General features: G+C 36.0%; 16 protein-coding genes. 3 read left to right on the top strand and 13 right to left on the bottom strand.

Annotation, left to right across the window (positions count from 1 at the left end; genetic code table 11):
- Positions 1-146 precede the first annotated feature (146 nt).
- The 11 genes from EDD62_RS04375 to pdhA all read right to left on the bottom strand — a co-directional run bounded on the left by EDD62_RS04375 (position 147) and on the right by pdhA (position 10,638).
- A complete protein-coding gene (locus EDD62_RS04375) occupies positions 147-998 on the bottom strand; it encodes a DUF4064 domain-containing protein (RefSeq protein WP_170152775.1) in 852 nt (283 codons plus the stop codon).
- 78 nt (positions 999-1,076) lie between these two features.
- The gene (locus EDD62_RS04380; protein ID WP_123807674.1) at positions 1,077-2,147 is read right to left on the bottom strand and encodes an ABC transporter substrate-binding protein; all 1,071 of its coding nucleotides are present in this window, start codon (positions 2,145-2,147) and stop codon (positions 1,077-1,079) included.
- Positions 2,144-2,917, bottom strand: coding sequence for an ABC transporter permease (locus EDD62_RS04385; protein ID WP_123807675.1), 774 nt, complete (start codon positions 2,915-2,917; stop codon positions 2,144-2,146). Before EDD62_RS04385 ends, EDD62_RS04380 begins: the two co-directional genes overlap by 4 nt.
- Positions 2,914-3,726 carry an ABC transporter permease gene (locus tag EDD62_RS04390; protein WP_414731046.1) on the bottom strand — a complete coding sequence of 271 codons (813 nt, stop codon included), beginning with the start codon at positions 3,724-3,726 and terminating at the stop codon, positions 2,914-2,916. Before EDD62_RS04390 ends, EDD62_RS04385 begins: the two co-directional genes overlap by 4 nt.
- On the bottom strand, positions 3,716-4,813 hold the full coding sequence (locus EDD62_RS04395) for an ABC transporter ATP-binding protein (RefSeq protein ID WP_123807677.1): 1,098 nt from the start codon (positions 4,811-4,813) through the stop codon (positions 3,716-3,718). Before EDD62_RS04395 ends, EDD62_RS04390 begins: the two co-directional genes overlap by 11 nt.
- A gap of 10 nt (positions 4,814-4,823) precedes the next feature.
- The gene (locus EDD62_RS04400) at positions 4,824-5,357 is read right to left on the bottom strand and encodes a helix-turn-helix domain-containing protein (protein WP_123807678.1); all 534 of its coding nucleotides are present in this window, start codon (positions 5,355-5,357) and stop codon (positions 4,824-4,826) included.
- 127 nt (positions 5,358-5,484) lie between these two features.
- Positions 5,485-5,739 carry a UPF0223 family protein gene (locus EDD62_RS04405; RefSeq protein WP_123807679.1) on the bottom strand — a complete coding sequence of 85 codons (255 nt, stop codon included), beginning with the start codon at positions 5,737-5,739 and terminating at the stop codon, positions 5,485-5,487.
- A gap of 50 nt (positions 5,740-5,789) precedes the next feature.
- The gene (lpdA, locus tag EDD62_RS04410; protein ID WP_077140022.1) at positions 5,790-7,199 is read right to left on the bottom strand and encodes a dihydrolipoyl dehydrogenase; all 1,410 of its coding nucleotides are present in this window, start codon (positions 7,197-7,199) and stop codon (positions 5,790-5,792) included.
- A 4-nt stretch (positions 7,200-7,203) separates the two neighbouring features.
- Positions 7,204-8,517 (bottom strand): dihydrolipoamide acetyltransferase family protein, encoded by a 1,314-nt coding sequence (locus EDD62_RS04415; RefSeq protein WP_123807680.1) that lies wholly within the window; start codon positions 8,515-8,517, stop codon positions 7,204-7,206.
- Between the two features lie 30 nt (positions 8,518-8,547).
- Entirely contained in the window at positions 8,548-9,525 is a 978-nt protein-coding gene (locus EDD62_RS04420; RefSeq protein ID WP_123807681.1) for an alpha-ketoacid dehydrogenase subunit beta, read from the bottom strand.
- A gap of 3 nt (positions 9,526-9,528) precedes the next feature.
- Positions 9,529-10,638 (bottom strand): pyruvate dehydrogenase (acetyl-transferring) E1 component subunit alpha, encoded by a 1,110-nt coding sequence (pdhA, locus tag EDD62_RS04425; RefSeq protein WP_123807682.1) that lies wholly within the window; start codon positions 10,636-10,638, stop codon positions 9,529-9,531.
- A 229-nt stretch (positions 10,639-10,867) separates the two neighbouring features.
- On the opposite strand from pdhA, the gene def reads away from it, so the two are divergent.
- A complete protein-coding gene (gene def / locus EDD62_RS04430) occupies positions 10,868-11,419 on the top strand; it encodes a peptide deformylase (RefSeq protein ID WP_077140018.1) in 552 nt (183 codons plus the stop codon).
- Between the two features lie 362 nt (positions 11,420-11,781).
- On the opposite strand, the gene EDD62_RS04435 is transcribed toward def, so the two are convergent.
- Positions 11,782-12,759 (bottom strand): Cof-type HAD-IIB family hydrolase, encoded by a 978-nt coding sequence (locus tag EDD62_RS04435; RefSeq protein WP_123807683.1) that lies wholly within the window; start codon positions 12,757-12,759, stop codon positions 11,782-11,784.
- Between the two features lie 221 nt (positions 12,760-12,980).
- Between EDD62_RS04435 and EDD62_RS04440 the strand changes: the two genes are divergently transcribed.
- Together EDD62_RS04440 and rnjA are read left to right on the top strand one after the other, a co-directional pair.
- On the top strand, positions 12,981-13,193 hold the full coding sequence (locus EDD62_RS04440; protein WP_077140016.1) for a DNA-dependent RNA polymerase subunit epsilon: 213 nt from the start codon (positions 12,981-12,983) through the stop codon (positions 13,191-13,193).
- Positions 13,193-14,875 carry a ribonuclease J1 gene (gene rnjA, locus EDD62_RS04445; protein WP_077140015.1) on the top strand — a complete coding sequence of 561 codons (1,683 nt, stop codon included), beginning with the start codon at positions 13,193-13,195 and terminating at the stop codon, positions 14,873-14,875. Before EDD62_RS04440 ends, rnjA begins: the two co-directional genes overlap by 1 nt.
- A gap of 58 nt (positions 14,876-14,933) precedes the next feature.
- On the opposite strand, the gene EDD62_RS04450 is transcribed toward rnjA, so the two are convergent.
- Positions 14,934-15,596 carry a potassium channel family protein gene (locus EDD62_RS04450; protein ID WP_077140014.1) on the bottom strand — a complete coding sequence of 221 codons (663 nt, stop codon included), beginning with the start codon at positions 15,594-15,596 and terminating at the stop codon, positions 14,934-14,936.
- Position 15,597 lies beyond the last annotated feature (1 nt).

Genomic DNA, 15,597 nt, shown 5'->3' on the forward strand with positions numbered 1-15,597 from the left:
CCCGTATTCAGAGTATTTCTCTTTTACTCTGATTACCAGAACATTTTCAGCTCATTCCACTCCCGTATTCAGAGTATTTCTCTTTTACTCTGATTACAGAAAAAAACCATAAGAACATAATGTTCTCATGGTTTTCTATAAATCTATTAATAATCGTTATCGTCACGACGGCGATTGATCACTTCTGAGTTATCACGGTCACCTTCGTAATATTTACGATCATCATCTTTACGATCAAAGAATCCATCTTTATCTTGACGGTTGTTCATGTTGTGATCATCCACGCGTCTTGAACGTTCATCTGTTGCAGAAGTATGATTGTCATCATAAGCATTGTTACGATCATTGTCACGATCATATCCACCTAATTTAGTATCATAATCTGAATCATGACGATCATCTGTTACCGGACGAGTGCGATCATAGTCTTTACGTTCGCGATCTACATCATCATGACGATCTACAACATTACGGTCGCGATGATCTTCAAATCGATCATCTCTGTCATAATCACGGTTACTCTCTTTACGATCGTAATCAGAAATTGAATCTTCTCTTACATGTTCAATTCTGTCTTTACGAGCGAATAGCATAATTGCAACGATTAAGAATAATAACGCTGCTAACAAACTTGGGAATCCAACGATTGCAGCAAGTAAGAATAATAACCCTGCAATCACTCTAGATTTCATTAATATAAATCCTAATAAACTTAAGATTAATGATGCAATTAATGCCCATAAACCAAAATCTAAAATTCTTTCGAATAAGTTAATGACTTGATCCGGTGTAATCTCTTGCATTGTTGGATCATTTTCAATTTCTTTTTTCAAAGAATCCTCGATTTGAGATCTAACTTCTGGTGAATCCATTCCGAAAAACTTTAAAAATAATGTCCCACCAATTGAAAGTAATAATAATAATATACCAATAATACTTAAAACTTTTTCAATCGTACGCTTTACTGGGCGTTTGATTTCTACATAACCATCGCACATATAAGTCCCTCCTAATATTATGATTTCTGTACTTACATACCCTATCATACTATATTTAAAACAGAAATTTAAATGTTATTAGTTTAAGTTTATTTTGAACTTCAAGTACAATTCAGAGTACTTATTTGTATACGCTTCACCGAGGTTTTCATACACTTCGAGTTTTTCTTTCATTTGATCACTTGGATAGAATCGTTCATCCTCACTGACCTCTTTATCTAGCAATGCTTTCGCCGCTTCATTTGGCGTTGCGTATCCGACCCACTCCGTATTCTGTGCAGAGATTTCAGGATCTAGCAAAAAGTTAATGAATTCATGGGCACCTTTTGTATTTTGTGCTGTTTTTGGAATAACAAAATTATCAAACCACAGATTAGATCCTTCTTCAGGGACGATATAGTCCAATGCTTCATTTTCCCACATAATATCTCGTGCCATTCCACTCCATACAACGGCTGCTTTCGCTTCATTTTGTGTCATCATCGTATTGATTTCATCACCGACGATACCGCGAATATTGGGTGTAAGATCCAATAAACTGTCGTACGCTTTATCCAACTGTTGATCTTCTTTACTGTTCAATGAATAGCCATTTAAGTTTAATGCGAATCCTAAAGATTCTCTCGGCCCATCAACGAGTAAAACTTCGTTTTTGAGGCGTTCATCATACAGACTTTCCCAACTCGAGAAATCAATGCTCTTTGTTCTTTCAGGATGGTATAAAATCCCTACTGTTCCCCAAAAGTAAGGCACACTATATTCATTGTTCCGATCAAAGCTTAAGTCTAAAAACTCATCTTCGATATGTTTAATGTTAGGGATTTGTTCATAGTTAATAGGAACTAACAAATCCTCTTCTTTCATCATTTCAATCATATATTCACTCGGTACTGCAACGTCATAATGCGTCCCGCCATTTTTCACCTTGGCAAGCATTGCTTCATTCGAATCAAAGGTTTCAAGGATTACTTTATAACCATACTCTTCCTCGAATTGGTCAATCAATTCAGGATCAATATACTCTCCCCAGTTATAAACATATAGTACTTTACCATCGACAGACTCGGTTTGACTCAATTGATTCGAAACAAAAAGACACAAAATACCAATAATAATCGGAATGACAATCCATTGGATTAATTGTTTCATGATTGAACCTCCTTACGTCCTCTTTGAGTGACCATGTAGTATACAGCAATTAAGATCATGACGATCACAAAGATCAATGTTGAAATCGCATTGATTTCCATCGTGATCCCTTTTCTCGCCATCGAGTATATTTCAACACTTAACACACTAAATCCATTACCTGTCACAAAGAAACTCACCGCAAAATCATCTAATGAATACGTCAATGACATTAAAAATGCAGCAATCAAACCTGGCTTAATATTCGGCAACACAATTTTAGTTAAAACGTCTAGTTTTGATGCTCCGAGATCGATTGCTGCATTAATCATTTCATCATTCATCTCATAGAGCTTCGGCAAAATCATTAACGTGGCAATTGGAATTGAAAATGCAATATGACTGAGTAACACACTCATAAATCCGAGTTGAATCCCTAAGTACATAAATAGTATTAAAAAGCTTGAACCAATAATAACATCAGGGGATACAATCAATATGTTATTGATTGACAAATACGTTGACCTCATATGTTTCGATCGAATTAAATAAAGCATCAATGCACCACTTAATCCAAATATTGTCGCAATACTGGATGAAATTAATGCAATACTCAACGTATTAAAAATGATTGACATCAACCGGTCATCGGTTAACACATTACGATAATATTCCAATGTGAATCCTTCAAAGGATGTCATATTGCCTGCTGAATTAAATGAATAAAACGCTAAAAATAAAATCGGAAAATATAATACAAACACAATCAGTGCGAGAAAGAATTTTTTCATGATTTCATTCCTCCATACTGATCATTTGATTTCGTCACAAGCATGATTAGAATCATAATGATGACTAAAAACACACCTATTGTTGATCCCATTCCAAAATTTTGATTGAATAAAAATTGCTGCTCAATCGCTGTACCTAACGTGACGATTGTATTTCCTGCAATCAATCGTGTAATCATGAAGAGTGATAATGCGGGGATGAACACAACTTGAATGCCTGTTTTTACACCATTCATTGATAATGGTATAATGACTCGTTTGAACGTTTCTATTTTTGAAGCGCCAAGGTCATGGCTAGCTCGTATCAATGCTGGGTCGATATCTTGGAGACTATTAAATATCGGTAAAATCATAAATGGAATAAAAATATACACACTGACGATAATAAATGCCATTGGTGTAAATAAAAATTGTTGATCTGCTAAATGAAACACATTCAGTATATTATTTAACAATCCATCCTTTACAAAGACACCGATAAACGCATATGTTTTCAGTAAAACGTTAATCCATGTTGGTAAAATAATAATCAACAACCAGAATTGCTTATGGCGTAATGAATTGATTAATAATGCAATTGGATAACTAACGATTAATGTAAAGAGCGTAATAATCAATGCATAGATAAAACTCATGATCGTCATCTTAATATAACTCCACGTAAAGAAATTCATATAGTTAGCAAGCGTCAACGTATTCTCTTGTGATTGAAATGACTGAAAGAAGAGTAATACGAGTGGCATTAAGACAAATAGAAGAATCCAAACTAAATATGGCAGTCCTATATATTTACGTATGTTACTCATCATTCAACACATCCTGATAACGCATCAATCTCGCGTCAAACTCATCTTCCGTTTCACCTGGTAACATAATATGAATATCTTCCGGATTAAATTTGAGTCCAACTTTATCCCTTGCAAGACGTTTCTTCGTCGTTTGAATTAACCATTCATATCCTTCATTATCAACACCGATTAACTCGTAATGTACCCCTTTAAACAATGAGGATTTAATCGTCACGTCTAATAATCCTTCTAACTCATCGGTCACTTCTATATCTTCTGGACGCAACACGACTTCAACATTCGCCATCGGTTCAAATCCTCCATCGACACATTCAAAACGCTTGTTATACATTTGAACGATACCATCATCAATCATCGTCCCTTCAATAATATTTGATTCACCGATAAAATCTGCAACAAAGCGGTTAACGGGTTCATCATAAATATCTGTCGGCGTTCCTGATTGTTCAACGACACCATCTTTCATGACATAAATGTAATCACTCATCGCAAGTGCTTCTTCTTGATCATGTGTAATAAAGACGAATGTAATTCCTAATCGTTTTTGAATCGCTTTTAACTCATATTGCATCTCTGTTCTTAGTTTTAAATCTAGTGCACTCAGTGGCTCATCTAGTAGTAAAACTTTCGGTTCATTAATAATCGCACGTGCAATCGCAACACGTTGTTTCTGGCCTCCACTTAAGTCGTTAATATCACTATTTTGATAATCTTTTAAGTTCACTAATGTGAGTACTTCTTCAACTTTTTCTCTGATTGCTTTCTTGTTCAATTTTTTTAATTTCAAACCGAATGCAACATTATCATACACATTCATATGTGGAAATAATGCATAGTTTTGGAACACTGTATTGACTTCACGAGCATTCGGTGTTTTAGCAGTAATATCTTTACCATCATAATAAATCGTCCCATTGTCTGGTTTAACGAATCCAGCAATAATGTTAAGCAATGTTGTTTTACCACAACCACTTGGGCCAAGTAATGTATAAAATTTCCCCCGTTCCATTTCAATAGAAATCGGTTTAATGACCTTCTGTTCGCCAAATGATTTTTCAATTTGATCTAATGTTAAAATATGTTCCATAACATCCTCCTTATATATATGAATGTGTCATTACCATCGTAAAAGTTGTTATATCATCTGATGTATTTATGATTTGATGAGATGCGTTTGATTTGAAATACATCGCATCATGTTGATTTGCGACGTATTGATGTTCTCCAATTTTAAGAGTGCAATGGCCTTGTTGTATATAGATAAATGTTTCTGCCTTCGAAGGCTTAAACTTCTTCATCGAGGCACCTGGTTCTAGGGTTATAATAATAGGTTCCATCTCCATCGCATTCGATTGTTTAATTGGCCAACGCATCGTAATACCGTCTTCGTTCACGATTGTTTGGTCATTATGCTTATGAATGATTTGTTCATCATTTTCACTATTGAAAAACTCAGTTGGGGATACATCAAGTACAGATAAAATATGTAAGAAACATTCAACCGTTGCTTGTACTTTATTATTTTCAAGTTGGGATATATACGACTTTGATAGATTTGTTCGATGACCAAGTTCATCTTGTGTCATTTGATTAATATTTCGATACGCCTTCAATCGTTTGCCAATATCCATAATCACCCTCCTTGTTTACTATTACGAAACACTTTGTTTTGTATTACTGAATGAATTTACCACATGAATATACATTTAACAATCATTTTTTGCATAAAAAAACCGTTGAAATATAAATTTCAACGGTTTACTTTGAATGATTTAATGCAGCTTTAACGACATCATATACTTTATACGATGTTGAACGTTCAAATTGTTTAAACATCTTTTTCTCTAACGCTTTTGATGGGACGACTTGTTTAAATGCTTTGTAATGACTAAGGATTGCTTCATCACTAACATTCTGTTGTTCGTAATGTTGCTCTATACAATTAAAAAAGTGAATAACTTTCGTTATTTCTTCTGTAGACCAATCTGTGTCGATTGGATAAGAGTATTCCATACAAACCTCCAAAAAAAGCTCCTCATTAGAGGAGCTTGAATTATAATTTATTATTTTACGATATGAATTGGTGTTCCTAATGCAACTTCCGCTGCTTCCATAGAAATCTCACCTAACGTTGGATGTGCGTGAATTGTTAATGCAACATCTTCAGCAGTCATACCTGTCTCAATCGCCAATCCAAGTTCAGCGATAATGTCTGATGCACCTGCACCAGCCACTTGAGCACCAACTAATAAACCATCTTCTTTACGTGTAATCAATTTCACGAATCCATCTGTTGCATTCATGCTTAATGCACGACCATTTGCAGCATATGGGAATTTAGCAGCTTTCACTTCTAAACCAGCATCTTTCGCAGATCCTTCATCATAACCTACTGTAGCAAGTTCTGGCTCAGTAAAACATACAGCTGGCATTGCTAAGTAATCAACAGCAGATTTCTCTCCAGCAATTGCTTCAGCAGCAACTTTACCTTCATATGAAGCTTTATGTGCAAGTGGTAAACCAGGAACGATATCACCAATTGCATAAATGTTTTTAACAGATGTACGACTTTGCTCGTCGACTTTGATTAAGCCACGTTCACCCATTTCAATACCAACTTGCTCAAGACCGATTTCTTCAGTGTTTGGCTTACGACCAACAGTTACTAATACATAATCCGCTTCTATTTCTTTCGTTTCACCTTTTGCTTCATATGTCACTTTCACACCGTTATCTGTTTCTTCAGCTTTTTGAGCCATCGCTTCTGTGACGATTTCGATACCTTTTTTCTTAAATGATTTTTTCACAAGTTGTGTCATTGATTTCTCAAATCCACCTAAAATATCTTTAGCTCCTTCTAAAATCGTCACTTCTGTACCGAAGTTTGCGTATGCAGTAGCAAGCTCACTTCCGATGTAACCTCCACCAACGATAACCATTTTCTTAGGCGCTTCTTTTAATGCAAGTGCACCTGTTGAATCTAATACGCGCTCACCAAATTTGAAGTTAGGGATTTCGATTGGACGAGATCCAGTTGCGATGATTGCATTTTTGAATGTATACGTTTGTGATTGTTTTTCAGTCATCACTTTCAAGTTGTTTTCATCAACGAAGAATGCTTCACCTTTAACGATCTCAACTTTATTTCCTTTCAATAATCCTTCAACACCGCCAGTTAATTTCTTAACGACACCGTTTTTGAATTCTTGAACTTTACTGAAATCAAGTGATACATCATTTGTTACAACACCAAAGTCTTCAGAGTGTTGTGCTTCGTGAAATTTGTGAGATGCTTGTAGCATTGCTTTAGAAGGAATACAACCTACGTTTAAGCACACACCACCAAGGTCACCTTTCTCAACGATTGTAACTTTTTGGCCAAGTTGAGCTGCGCGAATCGCTGCAACATATCCACCTGGTCCTGCTCCAATGACTATAGTATCTGTTTCAATTGGAAAATCTCCTACTACCATTATATTAGCCCTCCATTAATAATAATTCTGGATTATTTAATAATCTCTTAATGTGATTCATTGCGTTTTGTGCAGTCAATCCATCAATTTGTCTATGGTCAAAACTTAATGATAACGCAAGTACTGGTGCTGCAATAATTTCACCATCAACAACAATTGGTTTTTGAGCGATACGACCAATACCTAAGATTGCAACTTCTGGGTGGTTAATAACTGGTGTAAACCATTGTCCACCTGCTGAACCAATGTTAGAAATTGTACATGTTGCACCTTTCATTTCGTCAGATGATAATTTACCATCACGAGCTTTCGCTGCAAGTTGGTTGATTTCATCTGAGATTGCAAACATTGATTTGCGATCAGCATTTTTCACAACTGGAACTAATAAACCTTTCTCAGTGTCTGCTGCAATACCAATATTGTAATAATGTTTTTGAATAATTTCCATTGTTTCATCATCGATTGATGTGTTCAATGCTGGGTATTTCTTAAGCGCTGATACTAAAGCTTTCACAACGTAAGGTAAGAATGTTAATTTAATACCTTGTTCTTCAGCAACTGATTTATACGCTTTACGGTGATCCCATAATTTTTGAACATCGATTTCATCCATAATCGTCACGTGTGGTGCAGTATGTTTAGAGTTAACCATTGCTTTAGCAATCGCTTTACGCATACCACTCATCTTCTCACGTGTTTCAGGCATTTCACCTGCTGGTACTTCAGTCGCTTTTTGTGCTGTTTCAGTTGATGCAGCTTCTCCAGTTGTTTGCTCAGCCGCTGAAGCGTTTGTTGGCTGTTCACCGTTATTAAATGCATCGATATCTTCTTTTAAGATACGACCATTTTTACCTGAACCAGATACTGCTTTAATATTTACACCTTGTTCTCTAGCGTATTTACGCACAGAAGGCATTGCAATGACTAATCGATTTTCATCTACATCTTCATTTGATGATGCATTAGAATTATTGTCTTCTTTGTTTTCAGATTTAGGTTCTTCTTTCGGCGCTTCTTTCTTTTCTTCTTTTTTAGAGCTATCTTCTTCATCAGATCCTTTGAACGTCATGCCTTCAGCATCAGGAGAGTCGATTGATACGATTACATCACCGACAACCGCAACTGTACCTTCTTCAACATGCACTTTTTCAACAGTTCCTGATACTGGAGATGGAATTTCAACGACTGCTTTGTCGTTTTGTACTTCACATAATACATCATCTTCAGCAATTTCATCGCCATCTTTGACGAACCATTTTACGATTTCACCTTCGTGGATACCTTCACCGATATCGGGTAATTTAAATTCAAATGACACTATGATTCCTCCTAAATAGGTTTATATTAATTAAAATTCTACAGTTTCTTTTGCTTTTTGTACAATATCCTTTTTGTTTGGTAACCAAACACCTTCAGCAGCAGTAAATGGATATACAGTGTCAGCCGCAGTGACACGTCCAATTGGTGCTTCTAGGCTTAAGATAGTACGTTCTTGTAATTCAGAAATCACTTGTCCAGCGATACCTGCTTGACGTTGAGCTTCTTGAATCATCACAGCACGGTTTGTTTTCTCAACCGATTTAACTAACGTATCGTAATCTACTGGTGATACAGTTACTAAGTCGATGACTTCAGCATTAATACCTTCTTCTTTAAGTTCTTCAGCTGCTTTCATTGCTTCTTGAACCATTGCACCGTATGCGATTAATGTGATGTCCTCTCCTTCTTGCTTCACTTTTGCTTTACCGATTTCAACCGTGTACTCTTCTTCAGGGACTTCATCTCTGAATGAGCGGTATAATTTCATATGTTCTAAATAAATGACCGGATCATTCGAGCGAATCGCTTCGATTAATAATCCTTTCGCATCGTATGGGTTAGATGGGATAATGACTTTAAGTCCAGGTGTTTGAGCCACTAAACCTTCAAGTGAGTCAGCGTGTAATTCTGGAGTATGAACCCCACCACCGAAAGGTGAACGAATCACAACTGGTGCTTGTTTAGAATTACCTGAACGATATCTATGACGTGCGATTTGACCCGCAACACCATCCATCGCTTCAAATAAAAATCCAAAGAACTGAATTTCTGCTACTGGACGGAATCCTTCTAATGTTAATCCCAGTGCCAAACTAGCAATTCCTGATTCAGCAAGTGGTGTATCGAATACACGATCTTCGCCGAATTCTTTTTGAAGACCTTCAGTTGCACGGAATACTCCTCCGTTAACCCCTACGTCTTCACCGAAAACTAATACATTTTCGTCATTTTTAAGTTCTGTTTGCATCGCATTCGTGATGGCTTGAATCATCGTCATTTGTGCCATAGGTTATTTCGACTCCTTTTCTTTGTAGACTTCATATTGCTCTTTTAAGTTAGAAGGCATTTCATCATACATGATTTCCATTAATTGAGTCACAGTTTGTTTTTCTACACCATCTGCTTCTTTAATAGCATTTTTAATGTCTTCTTTCGCTTTTTCAATATGCTCGTTTTCTTTCTCTTCATTCCATAATCCTTTAGCTTCTAAGAACTTACGGAATCTAATGATTGGGTCTTTTGCTTCCCATTCTGTATCTGTTTCTTCAGTACGATATCTTGTTGGATCGTCTCCAGCCATTGTATGTGGACCGTAACGATACGTCATCGTCTCGATTAAAGTAGGACCTTCACCTTTAACTGCACGTTCACGCGCTTCTTTCGTCACTTTGTATACTGCTAATGCATCCATACCATCTACTAACACACTTGGAATACCAGATGCGACACCTTTTTGAGCAAGAGTTTTCGCATTTGTTTGTAAATCACGAGGTGTTGAGATTGCGTATTGGTTGTTTTGAACGACGAAAATCGCTGGTGCTTTGTATGCACTTGCAAAGTTGATTCCTTCATAGAAGTCCCCTTGGCTTGTACCGCCGTCTCCTGTATAAGTAATTGCAACTGCGTCTTTACCGCGTTTTTTGATTCCTAATGCAACGCCGGCTGTTTGAACATATTGTGCACCAATGATAATTTGTGGGCTAAGTGCGTTAACACCTTCTGGGAATTGGTTCCCTTCGAAGTGACCACGTGAGAATAAGAATGCTTTCGTTAATGGTAAGCCCTGCCAAATTAACTGTGGAACATCACGGTAACCTGGTAAAATATAGTCATCTGACTCAAGTGCATATTGACTTGCAAGCTGAGAAGCTTCTTGTCCTGCAGTTGGTGCATAGAATCCTAAACGTCCTTGTCTATTCAAAGAAATTGAACGTTGGTCTAGGACACGTGTCCATACCATTCTTTCCATTAATTCTACTAACTGTTCATCTGTTAAATCAGGCATTAAGTCCTCATTCACGATATTTCCTTCTTGATCAAGAATTTGGACCATATCGAATTTCGATTCGATTTCATTCAATACTTCTACTGCATCGAATGTTTTCTTTTGAGTTGCCATTATTACACCAAACCTTTCTAATCTTTTATATTTAATACCATGTACATTATATCACAATCTTTTCATCGTGTTAATTGAACCACCTTAATATAATGTCCGGGTACTCAACAATAATTTTAACATTTATCTTATATAAACAATATCTATTTTGTGATAAAATTATGATAAAATCATGACTAAAATGATGACTTGCATTGAAATGAAATACATTATTAAGAGGTGTACTGAAATGATTACAATGAAAGAGATTATTAGAGACCCACATGACACTTTAAGATTAAAAGCACAACCTGTTGAATTGCCATTGAACGATGAAGATAGAAAGACACTTCATGACATGATGGATTATTTGAAGCGTAGCCAAGATGACAAGATAGCTGAACAACAACAACTTAGACCAGGCGTTGGAATTGCAGCACCTCAAATTAACATCTCAAAACAAATGATTGCACTCTTTATTAAAGATGAAGAAGGTAATGTATTGCTTGAAGAAGTATTAATCAATCCAAAGATTATCGCACATTCTAGTGAACTCGCTTACTTATCAACTGGTGAAGGGTGTTTGAGTGTCGATGAACAAATCCCTGGATACGTCCCACGTTATCGCAAAGTTACCGTTCGTTCATATACGATGGACGGTGAAATGGTGAAACATCGATTTGAAGGATTCGAAGCAATCGTTGCACAACATGAGATTGACCACTTAAATGGTGTCATGTTTTATGATCATATTAATCAAGAAGATCCATTTAAAAAAGTTGACAATGCTGTTGAATTATAATCATTTTTAGTTTTCGATTTAAATGAAAATAGCGATAAAATTTGATGAACTTCAAATTTTATCGCTATTTCTTTGAATAATTAATGATTTCATTTCCGTATTCAGAGTATTTCCGTTTTACTCTGAATACCAGGCTAGTTTCAACTCTTTTTCCATCCGTATTCAGAGTATTTGCGTTTTACTCTGAATACCAGACTAGTTTCAACTCTTTTTCCACCCCGTATTCAGAGTACTTGCGTTTTACTCTGAATACCAGACGATTTCCGACACTTTTCCACCCGTATTCAGAGTAATTACAATTTACTCTGATTACAGAAAAATCGTCGGAGTGAGTAAAGATATTAATAACGATTCAATCAATATTATAACTTTGTATATTGAATTTTAGCTTCTAGCAAATATTGAATCATCTCTTCGAAATATTGGTCATCAATTTCGACAACATCTATTTTATCATTTTGTGCGTTATACAATTTAAAAAAACGTTCATCATGAATTTCAATGAATTTTACATGGTGTGATTTAATCTCTTGAATGTACTCATAGGTCTGTTGACTATATTTAGACATCATTAATAAATCTAGATCACGGACCGCATATGTAATCCCTTCGTCATCTACTGATTTCGTCACATAATCACTACATGCTTTAACCTCATCTAATGCATTGCCCATCGCAACACCTAATCCAACATTTGACAACATCTCTATATCATTCGGTCCATCTCCGAAGGCAATGACTTCATCTGTTGTGATCCCTAAATAGTCACATGCCGCTTTGATACCTTCAAATTTCGAACCTTCTTTCGGAACGATATCACGGCTCACTTCATGCCAACGGTATTGTTTAACTTCAGTGAGTACATCATCATATAAATGATCCTCCTCAGCACGGTGGAACAATAACGCTTGATATATATCATGTGATTCATAAAACGATTCATCTTCTTCTGGTAATGTAATCTTTAACGTCGACAGACTATCTATAACATAATCGTGAAGAGAAGTTGTCTTATAAGTTTCATCTGAGAAAAATACCATTGGATGTCCGTGTTCAATCGAGCGCGCTCTAATAGCTTCTAGAGCATCATGTGGAACAGGTACTTTACGAATATATTGACCATCAATTTTTACAAGCTGACCATTTAAACAAATAAATGAATCAATCCCCAATCGCTCTAATAAAGGTTCAATAAAAAACGGTGCGCGTCCTGTTGCAATGACCACTTTATAACCTGCATGTTGTAATTGTTTAATCGTTGCAATTGTTGCTTCTGATGCAACTTTTTCTTCATTATATATCGTTCCATCGACATCTAAACAAATCATTTTATATCTCAACACGATTCCTCCATTAATAAATATAACTACTTTATTTATTTAAGTTTATCATGTAAAATGATATTAAGAAATGATAGAGGTGCCATCGTTAGAAATGGCTGACTAAAATAATTAACAATAATTATTTGCCCTTATTTAAGAGGGCATTATTTATTTATCATCAAAATAAATCAATAAATTAACAATAAATTATATATAAAATTTGGAGGAACAAAATTATTATGGCAATTTTTAAAGTATATTATCAAGACCATAACCAACGTATGGTTATTCGTGAAGCAACTAAAGCAAAGTATTTCGAAGCAGAAACAATTGAACAAGTGCGTAAGTCTCTAGCAGGACAAGATATTAATATCGAACATGTGGAAGAACTAACAGAAGCTCATTTACAATATGAACAAGCTTCAGATGATTTCAAGGTGGAAAAGATATAATGGAACCTTTAAAATCAAATGAAGTTGGGGTTGTCGCCCTTGGTGGTTTAGGTGAGATTGGTAAAAATACCTACGCCGTCGAATATAAAGACGATATTATTTTAATCGATGCTGGGATAAAATTTCCAGACGATGACCTGCTAGGAATTGACTATGTCATTCCAGATTATACTTACTATGTTCAAAATCAAGATAGAATACGAGGTTTGATCGTGACGCATGGTCACGAAGACCACATTGGTGGTATCCCGTTCTTACTCAAGCAAATTGAAGTGCCGATTTATTCAGGACCACTTGCACTTGGGTTAATTCGCAACAAATTGGAAGAGCATAAATTACTATCAAGAACGACTTTAAATCCAATTGAAGAAGATACAGTATTGACCCTTGGCAACTTGAAAGTATCATTTTATTTAACGACTCACTCTATACCTGAAGCGTATGGGGTCGTAGTCCATACACCCGAAGGAAATATTGTCCATACAGGTGATTTCAAGTTCGACTTCACACCGGTTGGTGAACCGGCAAACTTAGCACGTATGGCAAAACTCGGTGAAGAAGGCGTATTATGCTTACTCAGTGATTCAACGAATTCAGAAGTGCCAAACTTTACGATGAGTGAGAAACAAGTCGGTGAAAACGTTGAACAAATCTTCAGACAATGTAAAGGACGTATTATATTCGCGACATTTGCTTCGAATATTTTCAGAGTTCAACAAGCAGTTGAAGCTGCAGTTAAATTCAACCGTAAGATTTTGGTGTTCGGTCGCAGTATGGAAAACAACATTCGAATTGGAACAGAACTAGGCTATATTAAAGCACCACCAGAGACATTCATTGAAACAAAGCATATGAATCACTACCCTAAGCATGAAGTCATGATTTTATGTACTGGTTCACAAGGTGAGCCGATGGCTGCACTATCAAGAATTGCGAATGGTACACATCGTCAAATCTCGATCATTCCAGACGACACGGTCGTATTCTCATCATCACCTATTCCAGGGAATACATTAAGTGTGAATCGTACGATTAATGCACTCTATAAAGCTGGTGCAGAAGTCATTCACGGTAAATTATCAAATATCCATACATCAGGACACGGCTCTCAACAAGAGCAAAAATTAATGCTTCGTTTGATGAAGCCGAAATATTTCATGCCGATTCACGGTGAATATCGTATGCTAGATTTGCATAGACAACTGGCAGTCAATACCGGTATTCCAGATGACAATATCTTTGTATTAGATAATGGTCGCATGCTTGCTTTAACAAAAGATTCAGCACGAGAAGCACAACCAATCAAAGCTGGTGTTATTCTCGTAGATGGTCATGGTATTGGAGATATTGGCAATGTGGTTATTAATGATCGTAAAATGCTCAGTGAAGAAGGTTTAGTCATCGTTGTCATTAGTGTTGATTTCAACACGAACACATTAATGTCAGGACCAGATATTATTTCACGAGGTTTCGTCTATATGCGTGAAAGCGGTAAGATGATTTACGAAGCTGAACGTATGTTGACGAAAACATTACACAAAAAACTTTCGAAAAGTGAACACGTCGAATGGCACCACTTAAAATCAACAATTATTGATTCATTAAGTCCATTCTTACACGATCGTACGCATCGAAATCCGATGATTTTACCTATTATTATGGATGTTAATGAGAATAAATAATTTAATAGAAAACTGCGGATTATAACCAAGTTATAATCCGCAGTTTTTTTATAAAGATTTAATCTTCTCGAATGACTTTCTCGAATCGGTTTAAGTCTTTGTCTTTACCAATCATAATTAAAATATCCCCCGCCAAAATCTCCTCATTTGGATCAGGTGCTACAATAATATCTTCACTCCGTTTAATTGCGATAATATTCAGTGCATATTTGGCACGGATATTTAACTCTATCAATGTTTTATTCAATAAGAATCCACTCGACCTCATCTCAACGAGTGAAAATTCATCACTTAATTCTAAATAATCTAATACACTAGATGACATGATATTATGCGCAATTCTCCTGCCCATATCTCGCTCTGGATGTACAACATAGTCTGCCCCTATTTTCTCGAGCACGATTGCATGATAATCACTTTGTGCTTTAACAGTCACTTGTTTACATCCAAGTTCTTTTAAGATGATTGTTGTTAGAATACTCGATTGAATATTATCACCGATCGATACGATCACATGATCAAAATTTCTGACTCCAATACTCTTCAAGGCATTCTCATCGGTAGTATCTGCGATCACAACTTCATTTGCGATTTCTTTATATTCATTAACCCGTTGTTCATCTAAGTCAATCGCTAACACGTCAGCGTCTAAATCTTTTAATTCTTTCACAATACTTCCACCGAAACGACCTAGACCAATCACGACAAACTCTTTTTGCATA

The organism is Abyssicoccus albus (assembly GCF_003815035.1).
GTDB classification, from domain to species: domain Bacteria; phylum Bacillota; class Bacilli; order Staphylococcales; family Abyssicoccaceae; genus Abyssicoccus; species Abyssicoccus albus.

What these genes read in the sequence shown, in the direction of transcription:
- EDD62_RS04385 (WP_123807675.1), bottom strand. Translation starts at nt 2,917, where the DNA reads ATGAAAAAATTCTTTCTCGCACTGATTGTGTTTGTATTATATTTTCCG.
- EDD62_RS04390 (WP_414731046.1), bottom strand. Translation starts at nt 3,726, where the DNA reads ATGATGAGTAACATACGTAAATATATAGGACTGCCATATTTAGTTTGG.
- def (WP_077140018.1), top strand. Translation starts at nt 10,868, where the DNA reads ATGATTACAATGAAAGAGATTATTAGAGACCCACATGACACTTTAAGA.
- lpdA (WP_077140022.1), bottom strand. Translation starts at nt 7,199, where the DNA reads ATGGTAGTAGGAGATTTTCCAATTGAAACAGATACTATAGTCATTGGA.
- EDD62_RS04400 (WP_123807678.1), bottom strand. Translation starts at nt 5,357, where the DNA reads ATGGATATTGGCAAACGATTGAAGGCGTATCGAAATATTAATCAAATG.
- EDD62_RS04375 (WP_170152775.1), bottom strand. Translation starts at nt 998, where the DNA reads ATGTGCGATGGTTATGTAGAAATCAAACGCCCAGTAAAGCGTACGATT.
- EDD62_RS04420 (WP_123807681.1), bottom strand. Translation starts at nt 9,525, where the DNA reads ATGGCACAAATGACGATGATTCAAGCCATCACGAATGCGATGCAAACA.
- pdhA (WP_123807682.1), bottom strand. Translation starts at nt 10,638, where the DNA reads ATGGCAACTCAAAAGAAAACATTCGATGCAGTAGAAGTATTGAATGAA.
- EDD62_RS04440 (WP_077140016.1), top strand. Translation starts at nt 12,981, where the DNA reads ATGGCAATTTTTAAAGTATATTATCAAGACCATAACCAACGTATGGTT.
- rnjA (WP_077140015.1), top strand. Translation starts at nt 13,193, where the DNA reads ATGGAACCTTTAAAATCAAATGAAGTTGGGGTTGTCGCCCTTGGTGGT.
- EDD62_RS04405 (WP_123807679.1), bottom strand. Translation starts at nt 5,739, where the DNA reads ATGGAATACTCTTATCCAATCGACACAGATTGGTCTACAGAAGAAATA.
- EDD62_RS04395 (WP_123807677.1), bottom strand. Translation starts at nt 4,813, where the DNA reads ATGGAACATATTTTAACATTAGATCAAATTGAAAAATCATTTGGCGAA.
- EDD62_RS04450 (WP_077140014.1), bottom strand. Translation starts at nt 15,596, where the DNA reads ATGCAAAAAGAGTTTGTCGTGATTGGTCTAGGTCGTTTCGGTGGAAGT.
- EDD62_RS04380 (WP_123807674.1), bottom strand. Translation starts at nt 2,147, where the DNA reads ATGAAACAATTAATCCAATGGATTGTCATTCCGATTATTATTGGTATT.